Origin of the sequence: Pseudomonas sp. LFS074, assembly GCF_047978165.1 — a bacterium.
In the GTDB taxonomy this organism is placed as follows: domain Bacteria; phylum Pseudomonadota; class Gammaproteobacteria; order Pseudomonadales; family Pseudomonadaceae; genus Aquipseudomonas; species Aquipseudomonas putida_P.
In genome coordinates this window covers 750387-767708 of record NZ_JBFPFV010000001.1, presented here as the reverse complement: position 1 = coordinate 767708, position 17322 = coordinate 750387, and the positions used below count along the sequence as shown (strand labels likewise).

11 protein-coding genes are annotated in these 17322 nt (G+C 63.2%); 6 read left to right on the top strand and 5 right to left on the bottom strand.

The features are described 5' to 3' along the window. The first annotated feature begins 26 nt into the window (after nt 1-26). The 3 genes from ACNQP3_RS03560 to ACNQP3_RS03550 all read left to right on the top strand — a co-directional run bounded on the left by ACNQP3_RS03560 (nt 27) and on the right by ACNQP3_RS03550 (nt 3057). The gene (locus ACNQP3_RS03560) at nt 27-1880 is read left to right on the top strand and encodes a DUF4105 domain-containing protein (RefSeq protein ID WP_060492884.1); all 1854 of its coding nucleotides are present in this window, start codon (nt 27-29) and stop codon (nt 1878-1880) included. 255 nt (nt 1881-2135) lie between these two features. Then, a complete protein-coding gene (locus ACNQP3_RS03555) occupies nt 2136-2492 on the top strand; it encodes a hypothetical protein (RefSeq protein ID WP_060514794.1) in 357 nt (118 codons plus the stop codon). A gap of 67 nt (nt 2493-2559) precedes the next feature. Further along, the gene (locus tag ACNQP3_RS03550) at nt 2560-3057 is read left to right on the top strand and encodes a GreA/GreB family elongation factor (RefSeq protein ID WP_264316808.1); all 498 of its coding nucleotides are present in this window, start codon (nt 2560-2562) and stop codon (nt 3055-3057) included. A gap of 143 nt (nt 3058-3200) precedes the next feature. On the opposite strand, the gene gdhA is transcribed toward ACNQP3_RS03550, so the two are convergent. The 3 genes from gdhA to ACNQP3_RS03535 form a co-directional block, all read right to left on the bottom strand. Continuing rightward, nucleotides 3201-4541: an NADP-specific glutamate dehydrogenase gene (gdhA, locus tag ACNQP3_RS03545; RefSeq protein WP_012270422.1), complete on the bottom strand. Its 1341-nt coding sequence runs from the start codon at nt 4539-4541 to the stop codon at nt 3201-3203. Nucleotides 4542-4762: 221 nt separating this feature from the next. Further along, nucleotides 4763-6430: an energy-dependent translational throttle protein EttA gene (gene ettA, locus ACNQP3_RS03540; protein WP_060494663.1), complete on the bottom strand. Its 1668-nt coding sequence runs from the start codon at nt 6428-6430 to the stop codon at nt 4763-4765. 300 nt (nt 6431-6730) lie between these two features. Beyond that, nucleotides 6731-7144: a hypothetical protein gene (locus ACNQP3_RS03535; protein WP_060494664.1), complete on the bottom strand. Its 414-nt coding sequence runs from the start codon at nt 7142-7144 to the stop codon at nt 6731-6733. A 248-nt stretch (nt 7145-7392) separates the two neighbouring features. On the opposite strand from ACNQP3_RS03535, the gene ACNQP3_RS03530 reads away from it, so the two are divergent. From ACNQP3_RS03530 to ACNQP3_RS03520, 3 genes are all read left to right on the top strand, one after another. Continuing rightward, a complete protein-coding gene (locus ACNQP3_RS03530) occupies nt 7393-11223 on the top strand; it encodes an EAL and GGDEF domain-containing protein (RefSeq protein ID WP_060494665.1) in 3831 nt (1276 codons plus the stop codon). Between the two features lie 193 nt (nt 11224-11416). Beyond that, complete coding sequence (gene glyA / locus ACNQP3_RS03525) at nt 11417-12670, top strand: serine hydroxymethyltransferase (protein ID WP_012270418.1); 1254 nt, start codon at nt 11417-11419, stop codon at nt 12668-12670. Nucleotides 12671-12914: 244 nt separating this feature from the next. Beyond that, nucleotides 12915-13868: an arsenic resistance protein gene (locus tag ACNQP3_RS03520; protein ID WP_069943225.1), complete on the top strand. Its 954-nt coding sequence runs from the start codon at nt 12915-12917 to the stop codon at nt 13866-13868. A 51-nt stretch (nt 13869-13919) separates the two neighbouring features. On the opposite strand, the gene ACNQP3_RS03515 is transcribed toward ACNQP3_RS03520, so the two are convergent. Both ACNQP3_RS03515 and ACNQP3_RS03510 read right to left on the bottom strand, forming a co-directional pair. Then, nucleotides 13920-16256: a TonB-dependent siderophore receptor gene (locus ACNQP3_RS03515; protein ID WP_264316807.1), complete on the bottom strand. Its 2337-nt coding sequence runs from the start codon at nt 16254-16256 to the stop codon at nt 13920-13922. A 131-nt stretch (nt 16257-16387) separates the two neighbouring features. Then, nucleotides 16388-17317 carry a FecR family protein gene (locus ACNQP3_RS03510; protein ID WP_060494420.1) on the bottom strand — a complete coding sequence of 310 codons (930 nt, stop codon included), beginning with the start codon at nt 17315-17317 and terminating at the stop codon, nt 16388-16390. Nucleotides 17318-17322 lie beyond the last annotated feature (5 nt).

The window sequence follows — 17322 nt, the reverse complement described above, 5'->3', positions numbered from 1 at the left end:
GCATCGTTTAGAAGTAGTTGCCCGATATGCTCAAACGCCTCGCTGCCCTGGCGCTGTGTGCCTGCGCCCCCGTACAAGCCGCGCCCGTGCTGGATCAAGGCCGTCTCCAGCAACTGGCCAATACCCCTTACTGGCTCGCCATTGGTCACTACGAAACCGCCAAGCTCGGCGGCTGGCGCAGTTATGTGGACGATGATGCGTTCTTCCTCGCCGAGGACGGTGCGCATCACCCCGACCAGGAGCTGAAGGCCACGGTCGACGCGCTGTATGCCCCGGCCAGCCTCGGCGACAAGCACGCCCAATGCGTATTCCCGGCGCGTACCCGCTGGCTGCGCGAACAACTCGACCTGCAAGGCTTGCCGCAACCGGACTGCCAGGAATTCAAGACCTGGTACCAGTCGATCGACCCGCACAGCGCCGCGCTGATCTTCCCGGCAGCTTACCTGAACAGCCCGTCGTCGATGTTCGGCCACACGCTGCTGCGCATCGACCAGTCCACCACCCGCAGCGACGACACCACCCTGCTGAGCTACGCGATCAATTTCGGTGCCTACATCGAAGGCAGCGACAACAGCATCCTGTACGCCTGGAAAGGCCTGATGGGGGGCTACCCAGGGCTGTTCGCGCTGATGCCCTACCAGGAAAAACTCTCCGAATACCGCAGCCTGGAAAACCGCGACCTGTGGGAGTACCAGCTGGACCTGACACCCGAGGAAACCGGGCGCATGGTCGAGCACGTGTGGGAGCTGAAGCAGATCCAGTTCGACTACTTCTTCTTCGATGAAAACTGCTCGTATCGCCTACTGGAGCTGCTGCAAGTGGCCCGGCCGAGCCTGGACCTGACATCACAGTTTCCGCTAACCGCCATTCCCACCGACACCGTGAAAGCCGTGAAGCAGTCCGGCCTGGTCGCCAGTGAGACTTACCGCCCCTCTCGCGAGCGCGAGTTGCTGGCCCGTGCCGAGCCGCTTGACCACAACGAAAAACGCCAGGTACTGGCGGCAAGCGCCGACACCGCGCAGCTGCAAAGCGCCGAATTCAAAGCCCTGCCCCGCGAACGCCAGGCGCTGGTGCAAGATGCGGCGTATCGCCTGGAGCGGTACCGGGCCAATGGCCAGGAACGCGACCCCGGCCAGGCAAAACGCAGCTTCGAGCTGCTGCGTGCAATCAACGGCAACCCACCGCCGCCCCTGCAAATCGAACGCCCCGGCCTGCCCGAGGATGGTCATGACTCGCGCACCTGGCAGTTGGGCGTGGGCACCCGTGAAGACCGTGCCTACGCCGAATACGGCCTGCGCATGGCCTACCACGACCTGAATGACAACGCCTATGGCTTCCCGCTGGGCGCGCAGATCGAAATTTTGCAACTGAAGGTGCGCCAGTACGAAGGCAACGATTGGCAGGTACAACGGCTGGACCTGGCCACCATTCGCTCACTGACGCCACGCAACGAGCTGCTCAAGCCCTGGTCATGGCAGGTGGCTGGTGGGCTGGAGCGGGTGCCGGGCAAGCACGATGACGAGGTGCTGGTGAGCCATGTGAATGGCGGCGCCGGTGGCACCTGGCAGCTGGCCGACGGTTTGTTGGGCTTTGCCCTGGGCACGGTGCGGGTCGAGCATCACAATGACTTCGCCCAGTTCATCGCCCCAGCGGCGGGGTTCAATGGCGGGCTGCTGTGGCGCAACGGCTTGGGCAACATGACGCTCGAGGCCAAGGGCGACTACTTCACCAATGGCGAAGTGCGGCGCAGCGTGAGCCTGAACCAGCAATGGGAAATCAGCCAGAACCTTGGGCTGCGGTTGAGTGCTTCGCGCGAATTCAGCCATTTGGCTACCGCGCAGAACGAGGTGATGCTGGAACTGAAGTGGTATCACTACTAGCGGGTCGGGCCTGCGCGCTTTTTGTAGGAGCGGCCTTGTGTCGCGATCGGGCCGCAGAGCGGCCCCAGCAATATTTGCATCATCGCTGAAATCCCGGGGCCGCTTTGCGGCCCGATCGCGACACAAGGCCGCTCCTACAGACAGCGCGTCAGGCTGAAAGCTGAGTATCCCAACCAACTCTTTGACACTGTTTTGACACCTCCCCGACAAATCGCCACCTAGACTTTCCACCATCAACGGGAGGGTCTGGTGGTTATGTCGCGGTACTGGTTCGGCGTGTGCATTGCGTTGTTGCTGTCAGGTTGCGAAACCACCCACGAGCAGATGGTCAACCATGGTTATCCCCCGGCCTATGCCGATGGCTTTCAGGACGGCTGCAGCAGCGGTCGCCAGGCGGCCGGGCTGATGGTGGGCGGGTTCAACAAAAACGTGCCGCGCTACCTGCACGAGCGCCAGTACGAAACCGGCTGGGACGACGGCTTCCGCCAGTGCCACGCCATGCAGAACAGTGAAGAACAGCGCGAGTACCACGAGCGCTTCTGGGACCAGCGCGACCGCGAGTGGGAGCAGGAAAAGGACCGTGGTGCCGCCAAGGCCTATCGCCACGACTGAGTCGCAAACGGACATCCCTTGAAACCGGCAGCCTGCCATGATGGTCTCCTGCACAAGGAGCCCCCGCATGAGCCGAGCATTCGTCAACGAAGACCAGGCCGCCGCCCAGGCCGACCAGCCGGTCGAGCGACGCATCAGCGAACAGCCCAACTACGTCACTGCCAGCGGACTGCAGCAGTTACAGGCGCGCGTGGCCGAGCTGAATGCCTTGCGCAGTGAACTGCTGGCACAAGGTGAGCGTGGCGACAAGCAGCGGCTGGCCGATACCGAGCGCGACCTGCGCTATTTCAGCGCGCGGGTACAGAGTGCCCAAGTGGTGCCGGCGGCGGCTTCTCGCAGCAAGGTGCAGATTGGTAGCCGGGTGCGGTTCGTGGATGCGCAGGACCAGGAGCATGTGATGCGACTGGTAGGCGAGGATGAAGCGGATGCTGGGCGTGGATTGATTAACTGGGGGTCGCCGTTGGGGCGGGCTTTGCTGGGTGCGGGGCCTGGGGATGAAGTGGTTTGGCGGCGGCCGGTGGGGGATCAGGTGATCGAGATACTTGAAATTGAGGGTGAAAGCTGAGGGCCCTGGGGGCTGCTTTGCAGCCCTTTCGCGACACAAGGCCGCTCCTACAAGATTGCGCGATCATTCAGGTTGTCGCGGTCCCCTGTAGGAGCGGCCTTGTGTCGCGAAAGGGCCGCAAAGCGGCCCCCAGCAGCCTCAGATCAGACGACGCCCTGAGCCAGCATCGCATCGGCCACTTTCACAAAGCCTGCGATGTTCGCACCTTTGACGTAGTTGATACGGCCATCGGCTTCTTCACCGTAGTGCACGCATGCATGGTGAATCGACTGCATGATGTTGTGCAGCTTGCTGTCCACTTCACCGGCAGTCCACAGCAGGCGCATGGCGTTCTGCGACATTTCCAGGCCCGATACGGCCACGCCACCGGCGTTGGAGGCCTTGCCCGGGGCGTACAGGATGCCGGCGTCCAGGAAGATATCCACAGCTTCCAGGGTGGTCGGCATGTTGGCGCCTTCAGCCACGCAGATGCAGCCGTTACGCAGCAGCGTGCGGGCGTCCTCGGCGCCCAGTTCGTTCTGCGTGGCGCACGGCAGGGCGATGTCGCACGGCAGGCTCCATGGGGTCTGGCCTTTGCGGAACTCCAGGCCGAACTGCCCGGCCAGCTCGCTGATGCGGCCGCGCTTGACGTTCTTCAGCTCCATCAAGGCGTCCCACTGGGCATCGGTCAAGCCGGCTTCAGCGTACAAGGTGCCTTCGGAGTCAGACAGCGAAATCACCTTGCCGCCCAGGTCCATGACCTTGCGCGCGGCATACTGGGCAACGTTGCCCGAACCGGACACCGCCACGCGGCGACCGTCGATACGCTTGTCCTGGCGTTTGAGCATTTCTTCGGCGAAGTACACGCAGCCATAGCCGGTGGCTTCCGGACGGATCAGGCTGCCGCCGTAGGTCATGCCTTTGCCGGTCAACACCGAGGTGAACTGGTTGGCCAGGCGTTTGTACTGGCCGAACATGAAGCCGATTTCGCGGGCCCCCACACCGATGTCACCGGCCGGTACGTCGCAGTCGGCGCCGATGTGGCGGTACAGCTCGCTCATGAAGGCCTGGCAGAAGCGCATCACTTCAGCGTCGCTCTTGCCTTTAGGGTCGAAGTCCGAGCCGCCCTTGCCGCCGCCCATGGGCAGCGAGGTCAGGGAGTTCTTGAACACTTGCTCGAAGGCCAGGAACTTCAGCACGCTGAGGTTAACCGACGGGTGGAAACGCAGCCCGCCCTTGTACGGGCCAATGGCGCTGCTCATCTGGATGCGGTAACCGCGATTGACCTGCACCTTGCCCTGGTCATCGACCCAGGACACGCGAAACAGTACAGCGCGCTCGGGCTCGACCATGCGCTCGAGGATGCCGGATTGCAGGTAGTGAGGGTTGGCCTCAAGGAATGGCCACAGGGTGCGCAGCACCTCTTCCACCGCCTGGTGGAATTCCGGTTGGCCAGGGTCACGCTGTTGCAGGCGTGCAAGGAAATTGTCGACAGATTCGATCATGGTAGACATCTCACCGAAGGTTTTGGACTTATTGGTTTTTTCAGGAATGTACCAAGAAGCAATCGCACCGGAATAGGGCGAGATGTCGTTTTTTTGAAATTATTTGGTGCGTTTTATATAAATGTATACAAAATAACCGCCCAGCACCCTGCTTCTGCCTGTGCGGCGGGCACAAAAATGGGGCCACCATGGGCCCCATTCCTGTGCATCAAAAAACCGGCTTACTGAGCCAGCTTCTTGTGCCGTACACGGTGCGGCTGGGCAGCGGCATCGCCCAGGCGCTTCTTGCGGTCAGCTTCGTACTCGGTGTAGTTACCTTCGAAGAACACCACGTTCGAGTCGTCTTCGTACGCCAGGATGTGGGTAGCCACACGGTCCAGGAACCAACGGTCGTGGGAAATCACGATCGCGGCGCCCGGGAAGTCCAGCAGGGCCTCTTCCAGCGAACGCAGGGTTTCGACGTCGAGGTCGTTGGACGGTTCGTCGAGCAGCAGGACGTTACCGCCCTCCTTCAGGGTCAGCGCCAGGTGCAGGCGGCCACGCTCACCACCGGACAGGTCCTTGACGAATTTTTGCTGGTCGCCACCTTTGAAGTTGAAGCGGCCAACGTAGGTACGCGAAGGGATCTCGTAGTTGCCGATGCGGATCTGGTCGGAGCCGTCGGAGATCTGCTGGAACACGGTCTTGGCGCCGTCCAGGTCCTCGCGGCTCTGGTCCACACAGGCCAGTTGCACGGTTTCACCGATCTCGATGCTGCCCGAGTCTGGCTGCTCCTTGCCCATCAGCATGCGGAACAGCGTCGACTTACCGGCACCGTTACCACCGATCACGCCGACGATGGCACCCTTGGGCATGGCGAACGACAGGTTGTCGATCAGCACGCGGTCACCGTAGCCCTTGGTGACGTTCTTGAACTCGATGACCTTGTCACCCAGGCGCGGACCGGCCGGGATGTAGATCTCGTTGGTTTCGCTGCGTTTCTGGAATTCCTGCGACTGCATTTCTTCGAAGCGCTGCAGACGGGCCTTGGACTTGGACTGGCGGGCCTTGGCGCCTTTGCGCACCCACTCCAGTTCCTCTTTCATGGCCTTCTCGTGGGCGCTCTGCTGCTTGGATTCCTGCGCCAGACGGTCCGACTTGGCTTCCAGCCAGCCCGAGTAGTTGCCTTCGTACGGGATACCGGCGCCGCGGTCCAGTTCCAGGATCCAGCCGGCGACGTTGTCGAGGAAATAACGGTCGTGGGTAATGGCTACCACGGTGCCAGGGAAGTCGTGCAGGAAGCGCTCAAGCCAGGCCACCGAGTCGGCGTCCAGGTGGTTGGTTGGTTCGTCGAGCAGCAGCATGTCGGGGGCCGACAGCAGCAGGCGGCACAGGGCCACACGGCGCTTCTCACCACCAGACAGGTGTTCGATGCGCGCATCCCAGGCCGGCAGGCGCAGGGCATCGGCGGCGACGTCCAGTTGGCGCTCCAGGTTGTGACCGTCGGCGGCCTGCAGGATGGCTTCCAGCTTGGCCTGCTCGGCGGCCAGCTTGTCGAAGTCGGCATCCGGGTCGGCGTAGGCGGCGTAGACCTCGTCCAGGCGCGCCTGGGCGTCCTTGATCACGCTGACCGCTTCCTCGACCACTTCACGCACGGTCTTGGTCGGGTCCAGTTGCGGTTCCTGGGGCAGGTAACCCACGTTGATGTCGGGCATCGGACGGGCTTCGCCGTCGAATTCCTTGTCGACGCCCGCCATGATCCGCAGCAGGGTCGATTTACCGGCGCCGTTCAGGCCGAGCACGCCAATCTTGGCGCCCGGGAAGAACGACAGGGAAATGTTCTTGAGAATTTCCCGCTTCGGCGGCACGACCTTGCTCAGCCGATGCATGGTGTAGACGTATTGAGCCAAAACCAAGCCCTCTAATCAGATAGGTAAAGACATCGACGATCGCCCCGGCAGCATGGCCTGGGGGATGTGTTGGGTGTCATTGAACAAAGTCGACCATTCTACGCCAACGCGCAGCGTTGCATAGGAGGGACCGCCAGTGGGGGGTGGGATCGGTGTGATCCTTGGGGGGGTCTATTGCCTGTTCCGGCCTCTTCGCGGCTAAAGCCGCTCCCACAGGAATATCACTGCCTTCAAGGGCAATACAGCACCTGTGGGAGCGGCTTTAGCCGCGAAAGGGCCGCCGCAGTGGCCGAAGAGGGCTCAGACGTGACGCTGCTTGGCCTTGCCACGCGGCAAACGGCAACGGTCGCTCTGCTCAGCCAGGCGAGAGGCCCAGGCGGACTTCACGCTGAAGCCTGCGCTGAGGGTAGGCTGCTGCTCGGCGCCCTTGGCCACATTAGCCGGCTTGGCGGCCGCAGGCGCCGTACTGACAAGCTTGGCAGCAGGCTTGGCCGCAGCCACGGCAACGGCCGGCGCAGCTGCCACCTTGGCGGTCTTGCGCAGTTCAGCCAGCGATGGGGCCTTGCTCTTGGCGGTGGCAGCCGCGTCTGGTTTGACCAGCGAACGCTGGCACGATTTGCAGGATACGTCCTCGGTCACGGCAGTGCTGACAAGGGTCTGACTGCTGCGCCCACAGGCGGAATCGAGGCCATTGGAGGAAAAGTGAGTAACCAAAACCGAACATCTCCGATGCGTTGTCATGTGAAGCGGGCGCTATTCTCGCACAGGTTGCAGGGGCTTGCCGAACCACCGGGCAGGCACCATCGGTCAACATGGCTGGCACTTTGCCATAATCCTAGGCATGCTAGCCGGTTTCGGGTGTCCGGCCTTATAGTGCGCCACCGCGTCGCAACAACCAGGCACCGGCATACACCGTGCATGATCCTTCCCTGCCATCGCCAGCCCAATCGCAGGATCAACGCTTGACCAACCTTACTCATCCGTCGTCATTGCGTACCGCGCAACAAGCGCCCGCCGTTACCCTGCGCGGGTCGATCAAGGGTGCGCTGGCACTGTTGGCCCTGATTCTGCTGGGCCTGCTGCTGTGGCAACTATTCGCCCAGTTCAACCATACCCAGGCCGACCTGCGCAAACAGAGCCTGGACGCCACCGCGGAACTGGCCGATCACCTGAGCTTGAACATGGCGTTCAAGGCGCAGCAGGCAGTGAATGTGGTGCAGCCCTATGTCAATGCACCGACACCCGCTGCCCTGCCGAGCCTGGTGGACACCCTGCGCGAGCGCCTGCCTGCCTTGCAAAGCGTGGCCTGGCTGGACAGTGCCGGGCAACTGCGCGTCGACAGCCTGGCCGGCAGCCCGGACCGCCAGTTGCTTGACGAACTGCTGACACTGAACCAGGGGCGCCCGTACTTCTTCACCAATTCGGCCGACAACCGCACCCTGTATCTGTTGCTGCGCCAGGCCGCCGAACAGGACCGTGGCTACTGGTTGCTGCGCCTTTCACCGGACTACTACCGCGAGCTCACCCTCCACCTCGATGGTGGCGGCCACCCGCTGTGGCTGCTGGAGAACAGCCGCAGTGGCGAGGTGCTGCAGCGCCACGCCCCAACCGATACCAGCAACGCGCCGCTGCAAAGCGTGATGCTGGCCTTCATCGACAACAGTACCTGGCAGTTGCGCGGCCTGTTCGACGCCGAGCTGGCCCAGCAAAAGTTATTGCCGGCGCTGATCGGCAAATGCCTGCTGGTGCTGTTTTGCGCCCTGCTGCCGGTGCTGGCGCTGATCAACATGCGCCGCCGCCAGCGCGCGCTGCAGGAAGACCGCCGGCGCTATCAGGAAATTTTCGAAGGCACCGGCGTGGCCCTGTGCGTGCTCGATTTGTCCAGCCTGCCCAGCCAGCTCGACCGCTACCACCTGCGCAACCGCGCTGCGCTCAAGCACAGCCTGGCGCTGGACCCGAACCTGCGCCGCTCGCTACTGCTGGAGCTGAAGATCACCGAGGTCAACCAGGTGGCGCGCCAACTGCTGAACATCGAGTGCCACGAAGGCGCATGGCAGCGGCTGATCGACGGCACCGGCGATGGCCGCGACAGCGTCGGCATGCAGCTGATCGACGCACTGATCGAGCAACGCCAGCTGCTTGAGCTGGAAGTGCGCCTGCCGGCACCGCTGGGCGGCGAACTGCACCTGTGGTTGATGGCGCGCCTGCCGCAGCAGCGCCGCGACTACCAGGCAGTGATCCTCAGCATCAGCGACATCACCAGCCGCAAACAGGTCGAGCTGTCGCTGCTGGAGCGCGAAGGCTTCTGGTCGGACGTGGTGCGCACCGTACCCGACCAGTTGTACGTGCAGGATGTGCTGAGCCAGCGGATGATCTTCAGCAACCGTCACCTCGGCCAGACCCTGGGCTACGACCGTACCGAGCTGGCACAGATGGGCGACCGCTTCTGGGAACTGCTGCTGCACCCCGAGGATGCCGCGCACTACCAGGCCCTGCGCCAGCAACAGCGCGACAGCGGCCATGACCAACCGCTGCACTGCCAGTTGCGCTTCCGCCACCGCGACGGCGGCTGGCGCTGCTACGACATTCGCGAGCAGGTGCTGACCCGCGATGCCGAAGGCCTGGTGACGCGCATCATCGGCGTGGGCAAGGATGTGACCGTGCAGATCGAGGCCAGCCAGTCGCTACGTGACAGCGAGCAGCGCTACCGCATGCTCGCCGAAAGCATCAGCGACGTGATCTTCTCCACCGACAGCCTGCTCAAGCTCAACTATGTCAGCCCCTCGGTACAGAGCGTGCTGGGCTACCAGGCCGACTGGATATTCGCCAACGGCTGGCAGTCGATCATCGCCAACCCGGCCCAGCTCACCGGTATCTACAGCCTGATGGAGCGCGTCAGCAAAGCCATGGGCGACCCATCGCAACTGGCGCAACTGCGCAGCCAGCTACCGACCCAGCTGTTCCTGTTCGACTGCCTGCGTGCCGATGGCCGCAAGATCCCCATCGAGCTGCGTCTGGTGCTGGTGTGGGACGATGACCAGCGCTTTGAGGGCGTGCTTGGGGTGGGCCGCGACATCAGCCAGCAACGCCGTGCCGAAAAAGACCTGCGCATGGCCGCAACGGTATTCGAACACTCCACGTCGGCGATCCTCATCACCGACCCGGCCGGCTACATCGTCCAGGCCAACGAGGCGTTCAGCCGCGTCAGTGGGTACGCCGTCAGTGAAGTGCTCGACCAGTTGCCGGGCATGCTCACCGTCGACGAACAGCAGGAGGGCCACCTGCGCTATGTGGTCAAGCAACTGCACCAGCGCGGCAGTTGGGAAGGCGAGGTGTGGCTCAAGCGCCGTGACGGCGACCACTACCCGGCCTGGGTGGGCATCACGGCGGTACTGGACGACGAAGGCGACCTGGCCAGCTACGTGTGCTTCTTCACCGACATCAGCGAGCGCAAAGCCAGCGAACAGCGCATCCACCGCCTGGCCTACTACGACGCCCTCACCCACCTGCCCAACCGCACGCTGTTCCAGGACCGTTTGTACAACGCCCTGCAACAGGCCGAGCGGCAGAAGGCCTGGGTGGTGCTGATGTTCCTCGACCTCGACCGCTTCAAGCCGATCAACGACTCCCTCGGCCATGCCGCCGGCGACCGCATGCTCAAGGACATGGCCCTGCGCCTGCTGGCCTGCGTGGATGACGACGACACCGTGGCACGCATGGGCGGCGACGAGTTCACCCTGCTGCTGCAACCGCGCCCCACCCGCGAGATGGCCCTGAACCGCGCCATCCATGTGGCCGAGAGCATTCTCGGCAGCCTGGTGCGGCCGTTTGTGCTGGAAAACCGTGAATTCTTCGTCACGGCCAGTATCGGCATCGCCCTCAGCCCGCAGGATGGCAGCGAGCTGAGCCAGTTGATGAAAAACGCCGACACCGCCATGTACCACGCCAAGGAACGCGGCAAGAACAACTTCCAGTTCTACCAGGCCGAAATGAACGCCAGCGCACTGGAGCGCCTGGAGCTGGAAAGCGACTTGCGCCATGCCATGGAGCAGAACGAGTTCATCCTGTACTACCAGCCGCAGTTCAGCGGCGACGGCAAGCGCCTGACGGGCGCCGAGGCCCTGCTGCGCTGGCGCCACCCCACCCGTGGTCTGGTGCCACCGGGCGACTTTATCCCGGTGATCGAAGAACTGGGCCTGGTGGTGGACGTGGGTGACTGGGTGCTGCGCGAGGCCAGCCGCCAGCTCAAGGCCTGGCACAAGGCCAAGGTGCGGGTACCCAAGGTGTCGGTGAACATATCGGCGCGGCAGTTCTCGGACGGGCAACTGGGCACGCGGATTGCCAATATCCTCGAAGAAAGCGGCCTGCCACCGGCATGCCTGGAGCTGGAGCTGACCGAAAGTATCCTGATGCGCGAAGTGAACGAGGCGCTGCAGATTCTTGCCAGCCTGAAAAACCTCGGCCTGAGCATTGCGGTGGACGACTTCGGCACGGGTTACTCGTCGCTCAACTACCTCAAGCAGTTCCCCATCGACGTACTGAAGATCGACCGCACCTTCGTCGACGGCCTGCCCGAAGGCGAGCAGGACGCGCAGATCGCCCGGGCGATCATCGCCATGGCCCACAGCCTCAACCTGGCGGTAATCGCCGAGGGCGTGGAAACCCACGAACAGCTGGAGTTCCTGCGCGAGCATGGCTGCGACGAGGTGCAAGGCTACCTGTTTGGGCGGCCGATGCCGGCGCATCAGTTCGAGGCGCAGTTCTCCAACGAGACCCTGTTCATGTTCCATTGATGTGCCAGCGATGGGGCGCGCGGCGCCCCTGAAAATGGACCTTAGAGTCAACTCATGGATCTACGCAGCCCAGACACGGCGCGGGATGCAACATGAGCCCCATTGGTCCGCGACTTGATGCCACTTCATATGCCAGCCGCGAATCAATCGGTTAGAATGCCCACCCAAATTACCCCGATCCTTGAGGACCGCCATGTTCAGCCGTGATTTGACCATTGCCAAGTACGACGCCGAGCTCTTCGAAGCCATGCAGCAAGAAGCCCTGCGCCAGGAAGAGCATATCGAGCTGATCGCTTCGGAAAACTACACCAGCCCGGCCGTCATGGAAGCTCAGGGCTCGGTCCTGACCAACAAGTACGCCGAAGGCTACCCAGGCAAGCGCTACTACGGTGGTTGCGAGTACGTCGACATCGTCGAGCAACTGGCCATCGACCGTGCCAAGGAGCTGTTCGGCGCCGACTACGCCAACGTCCAGCCGCACGCTGGCTCCCAGGCCAACGCTGCCGTCTACCTGGCCCTGCTGTCGGCCGGTGACACCATCCTGGGCATGAGCCTGGCCCACGGTGGTCACCTGACCCACGGTGCTTCGGTAAGCTCGTCGGGCAAGCTGTACAACGCCATCCAGTACGGCATCGACGGCAACGGCCTGATCGACTACGACGAAGTCGAGCGCCTGGCTGTCGAGCACAAGCCAAAGATGATCGTTGCCGGCTTCTCGGCCTACTCGCAGGTTCTGGACTTCGCCCGCTTCCGCGCCATCGCCGACAAGGTCGGTGCCTACCTGTTCGTCGACATGGCCCACGTTGCCGGCCTGGTTGCCGCTGGCGTGTACCCGAACCCGGTGCCGTTCGCCGACGTGGTCACCACCACCACCCACAAGACCCTGCGCGGCCCACGCGGCGGCCTGATCCTGGCCCGTGCCAACGCCGACATCGAGAAGAAGCTGAACTCGGCTGTGTTCCCGGGCGCCCAAGGCGGCCCGCTGGAGCACGTCATCGCCGCCAAGGCCATCTGCTTCAAAGAAGCCCTGCAACCTGAGTTCAAGGCTTACCAGCAGCAAGTCGTGAAGAACGCCCAGGCCATGGCCAGCGTGTTCATCGAGCGTGGTTTCGACGTGGTTTCCGGTGGCACCCAGAACCACCTGTTCCTGCTGTCGCTGATCAAGCAGGAAATTTCCGGTAAGGACGCTGACGCTGCCCTGGGCAAAGCCTTCATCACCGTGAACAAGAACTCGGTCCCGAACGACCCACGTTCGCCGTTCGTCACCTCGGGCCTGCGTTTCGGCACCCCAGCCGTTACCACCCGTGGTTTCAAGGAAGCCGAGTGCAAGGAACTGGCTGGCTGGATCTGCGACATCCTGGCTGACCTGAACAACGAAGCGGTGATCGACGCCGTACGTGAGAAGGTCAAGGCCATCTGCAAGAAGCTGCCGGTTTACGGCAACTGATTGGCGCCAGCCTGAAGTGAAAAAGCCCGGCCCAGTGCCGGGCTTTTTTGTTTTTCATGAACCAGGTTCGCTGACCTGTCGCGGTCCCTGTGGGAGCGGGTTTACCCGCGAAGAAGGCAACGAGGTGAATGGCACCGGCTACGCCGGTGTTCGCGGGTAAACCCGCTCCCACAGGTAATATGCTTGCCTTCAGTACTTGGGCCCAGTCCAAGCTGATTCCCCATTACCAACCACAGGCCACACCTTGACCAGAGAACAACTCGAGACCCACCAGATCCCGATCTACTTCGCTGCCGTGCTCGCCGCCGTTGCCTTCGGCTTGGTGGCCACTGACAGCGCGCGGTATCTGGAAGCCGTGGTCACCCCGGCCATTGCCGTGCTGATGTACGCGATGTTTCTGCAAATCCCTTTCCTCGACCTGCGCCAAGGCCTGGGTAATCGCCGTTTCATGGGCGCCCTGCTGCTCGCCAACTTCATTCTTGTGCCGCTGTTGGTCTGGGCGATCACTCGCGGGTTGGTCGAGCACCCGGCGATTCTCGTCGGTGCCTTGCTGGTGCTGCTCACGCCCTGCATCGACTATGTGGTGGTGTTCACCCACATCGGCAAAGGCGACTCGCGCCTGACCCTGGCCGCCACCCCGGTGCTGTTGCTGGTGCAGCTGGCACTGCTGCCGATCTACCTGGCCCTGATGCTGGGGGCCAACAACAACGTGGTGATTTCCATCACCCCGTTCGTGGAAGCCTTCGTGCTGCTGATCGTGCTGCCCATGCTGCTGGCCGTGCTCACCAGCCTAGGTGCCCGCCGTTCGCGCACCGTCGCAACCTGGAACGACGCCTGGGCGTGGTTGCCCGTTCCGGCGATGGCCTTGGTGCTGGTGGTAGTGATCGCGTCGCAGATAGCCGTGGTGCTGCGTGATTTCGACCGTTTGCTGCCGGTGATTCCGGTGTACGTCGGCTTCATGCTGCTGGCGCCTGTGCTCGGGTTCGTCTGCGCGCGGCTGCTGCGCCTGCCGGCCACCGAAGCACGCTCGGTAACCTTCAGCGCCGCCACACGCAATTCGTTGGTCGTATTGCCGCTAGCGTTGGCGCTGCCGGAAGACATACGCGGGTTGGCGGCAGCGGCGGTGATCACCCAAACGCTGGTGGAGCTGGTGAGTGAGCTGGTTTATGTGCGAATGGTGCCTCGGTTGGTGCGTTGACACCGGCACCCGCAATACCAGCGATGGGCCGCAAAGCGGCCCCTTGGGTAATCACCAGTTATACGTCACCGTCCCGTAAACCGTGCGCTGCTGCCCATACTGGCAGCCCATATCGCTGAAACAGCCGGCCACATACTCCTTGTCGAACAGGTTGCTGGCATTGAGCGCCAGCTCCACGCCTTTGAGCGAAGCGTCCAGCTTGCCCAACTCGTAGCTGACCATCGCATCCACCAGCACGTAGCTGTCGACCTTGAAGCTGTTCTGCGCATCGCCGAAGGTGCTACCCACATAACGGGTGCCAGCGCCCAGCCGCAGCCCGTTCAGCGATCCACCTTGCAACTGGTAGTCCGCCCACAGCGAGGCCATGTGCTCCGGCGTACGGAACGGCGTATTGCCCTGGGTGCCGCGCTCGGACTGGGTAACTTCGACATCGTTCCAGGTGTAGCTGCCAATCAGGTTGAAGCCCGGCGCCAGCTCGGTTCTGGCCTCCAGCTCTACACCGCGTGAGCGTAATTCGCCTTCCTGGCGGCTGAAGCCGTTGATGGTCTCGGTGACGTTCTGCTTGGTCAGCTCGAACACCGCGAGGGTGTACAGGCTGTTGCTGCCCGGTGGCTCGTATTTCAGGCCCAGCTCGTACTGTTTGCCGGTTTCCGGGTCGAGCTGGGTGCCATCGGCGGTAGTGCCCATCACCGGCAGGAACGACTCGCTGTAGCTGACGTACGGCGCCAGGCCATTGTCGAACAGGTAGACCAACCCGGCACGGCCGCTGAATTTCTCGTCCTTCTGAGTTTGCGGGGCGCGATCGTCCTTCTGGTTGACCGCCCAGTCGTAGCGCCCGCCCAGCAGCAACACCCAGTTGTCGATACGCAGCTGGTCCTGCAGGTACACGCCGGTCTGGGACAGCTTCTGCTCATAGCTGGCAAAGCTGAACGGCACTGTGCTCAGCGGCTGACCGTACACCGGCTGGAACGGGTCGAAGCTTTGCAGGATGAAGTCCAGTGACTGCTGCTGGTCGAACTTGCCGTTGTTGTAGTCCACCCCACTCAGCAAAGTGTGCTCCACCGGCCCGGTCGCGAAGTCGGCCTGAACATGGGTGTCCACCGTAAACAAACGGCCATCGCCCTTGCGCTGGTCGCTGTAACGCGAATACTGCCCACCGCCGACTGGGCCGAACAAGGCGATTTCGCTGCTGGCCTGGCGGTAGTTGCTGTAGCGCACATTCTGGCGCAGGGTCCAGGTTTCATCGAAGTGATGTTCGAACACATAGCCCAACGAGGTCTTTTCGTTGGTCATGAAGTCGTAGGCGCTGTCGCCCACGTAGGTGTCACGGTCCAGCCGGCCACGCGCATCGCGGAACACGGTGCCGCTGGCGGGAAGCGAGTTGGCGAAGTTACCAGTCTGACGCTGATACTCACCCAGCAGGGTGAACTCGGTATTGGCACTGGGCCGATAGCTGAGCGCCGGGGCGATGTACTGCCGGCGGTTGGTGATGTGATCGGTCTGGGCATCGGTTTCGCGGAACAGGCCGGTCAGGCGATAACTCCAGATGCCTTCGTCATCCAGCGCATCACCCAGGTCGAAGGCGCCTTGCTGATAGTTCAGGTTGCCGGCCTGCAACTGCACTTCGTGCAAGGGCTGCTGGGTGGGGCGCTTGCTCACCAGGTTGATCTGCCCGCCTGGGTCCGAGGCGCCGTACAACACCGAGCTGGCACCACGCAGTACCTCGATGCGCTCCAGGCCATACGGTTCTGGCGCGTCCCAGCCGAGAAACTCCGGCAGGAAGGTACGGGTGCCATCGCGCAGCATGCGCCCGGTGCCCTGCTGGAAACCGCGGATGGACAATTGATCGACGACGAACTGCGGGCCAGCCAGTTCGGTGTTGACGCCTGGGGTGTAGCGCAGCGCCTGGGCCACGGTCTTGGGTTGCTGCGCCTCGATCTGCTCGCGGGTAATGACCGAGACCGAGGCTGGGGTCTCGATCAACGGGGTGTCGGTCTTGCTGCCGACCGAAGAGCGCTTGGCCACGTAGCCATCGTCCGGGCTGACGGAGCTGTAGGCCTGGCCAACGATCGACGTGGCCCCAAGCTCCAGCGCGCCAGACGATTGCGCAGCGGGCTCCAAGGTGACGCTGGTGCTGCCGGTGGCGCGCCAGGTCAGGCCACTGCCCTGCAGTAGCTCGGACAGCGCCGCTTCCGGTTCATGCCGCCCAGTGACGCCTCGGCTGCTCTTGCCCTGCACCAAATTGCCATCGAAGATCACCTGCAGTCCGCCCTGCGCGGCCAGACGGTTGAGCGCACTGGCCAGGGGTTGCGGGGCGATGTCGAACTCACGCGGCTCGGCCAGGGCCAGCCCTGGCAGCAGCGCGCACAGCAAAGAAAACGACGTCATCGACGCCCTGCGAAATTGCCCTCGGTCCATCACACTCCCCTTTCAAATACGAAGCATTCGTTTTTGAGAAGGGATGACGGATGACTGTGACAGACCCGTAAAAATAATTGTCGATGCAGGCTAACCCGTGCTCAGTCACGCGCCTCAAACACCAGCAGAAAATCCGAGTACCGATGAATGCTCAGGGGGAACGCCTGCTCAAGGGTCGCCAAGCCTTCATCCAGCCGGTCCAGCTGGAAGGTGCCACTGACCTTGAGCCCACGCAATTGCTCATCGCCAATCAGCAACCACCCCGGCCGATACCGTTCCAGAGCCTTCAGCACCTGCGCCAGCGGCGCCTGCTCGAACACCAGCCGCCCCTGCTGCCAGGCCAGTGCACTGTCCACATCCAGCCCGTGCTTGCCGCCCAACCGCCCAGCCTCTCGCCCCACCGCTTCACCGGCAGAAAGCTCGACTCGGTCGGCGGTATCACTGACCGCCACCCGCCCACGCTTGACCACCACCCCCACCGACGCGCCCTCACGGCTCACTGCATACACAGTACCCAACGCCGTAGCCTGCACCGCCCCTGCCTGCACGGTGAACGGCCGTGCCGGGTCATGCGCCACCTCGAACACCGCCTCGCCCTTGCGCAAGGTGATACGCCGCGCCCGGTCATTCATCTCAACGTCCACAGCCGACTCGGCATCCAGGCTGATACGCGAGCCATCGCTCAACGCGACAACCCGGCGCTCCCCTACCCCGGTCCGATAATCCGCGCCCCATTGCCCATGCCAGGCCAACGCCACGCCGACGCCCAGCACCAGCACCGCCGCACTGGCCAACGCCCATTGCCGGGCCGGCGCACGCCGCCGCGCAGGGGCCTGAAGCTGCCCGCTCAACGCCCATAGCCGTCTTGCCTCGACAAACGCCTGCTGATGCTCCGGCGCCTGCGCGCACCAGGCCCGCGCCGCCTCCACGTCGCCAGGCCGCACATCCCCCGAAGTCAGACGCACTACCCAGGCCTGGGCAGCCCGGCGTACGTCAGGTGAGGGGTCGAGGGGAGCGGAAGGCTTGTGCATAACGG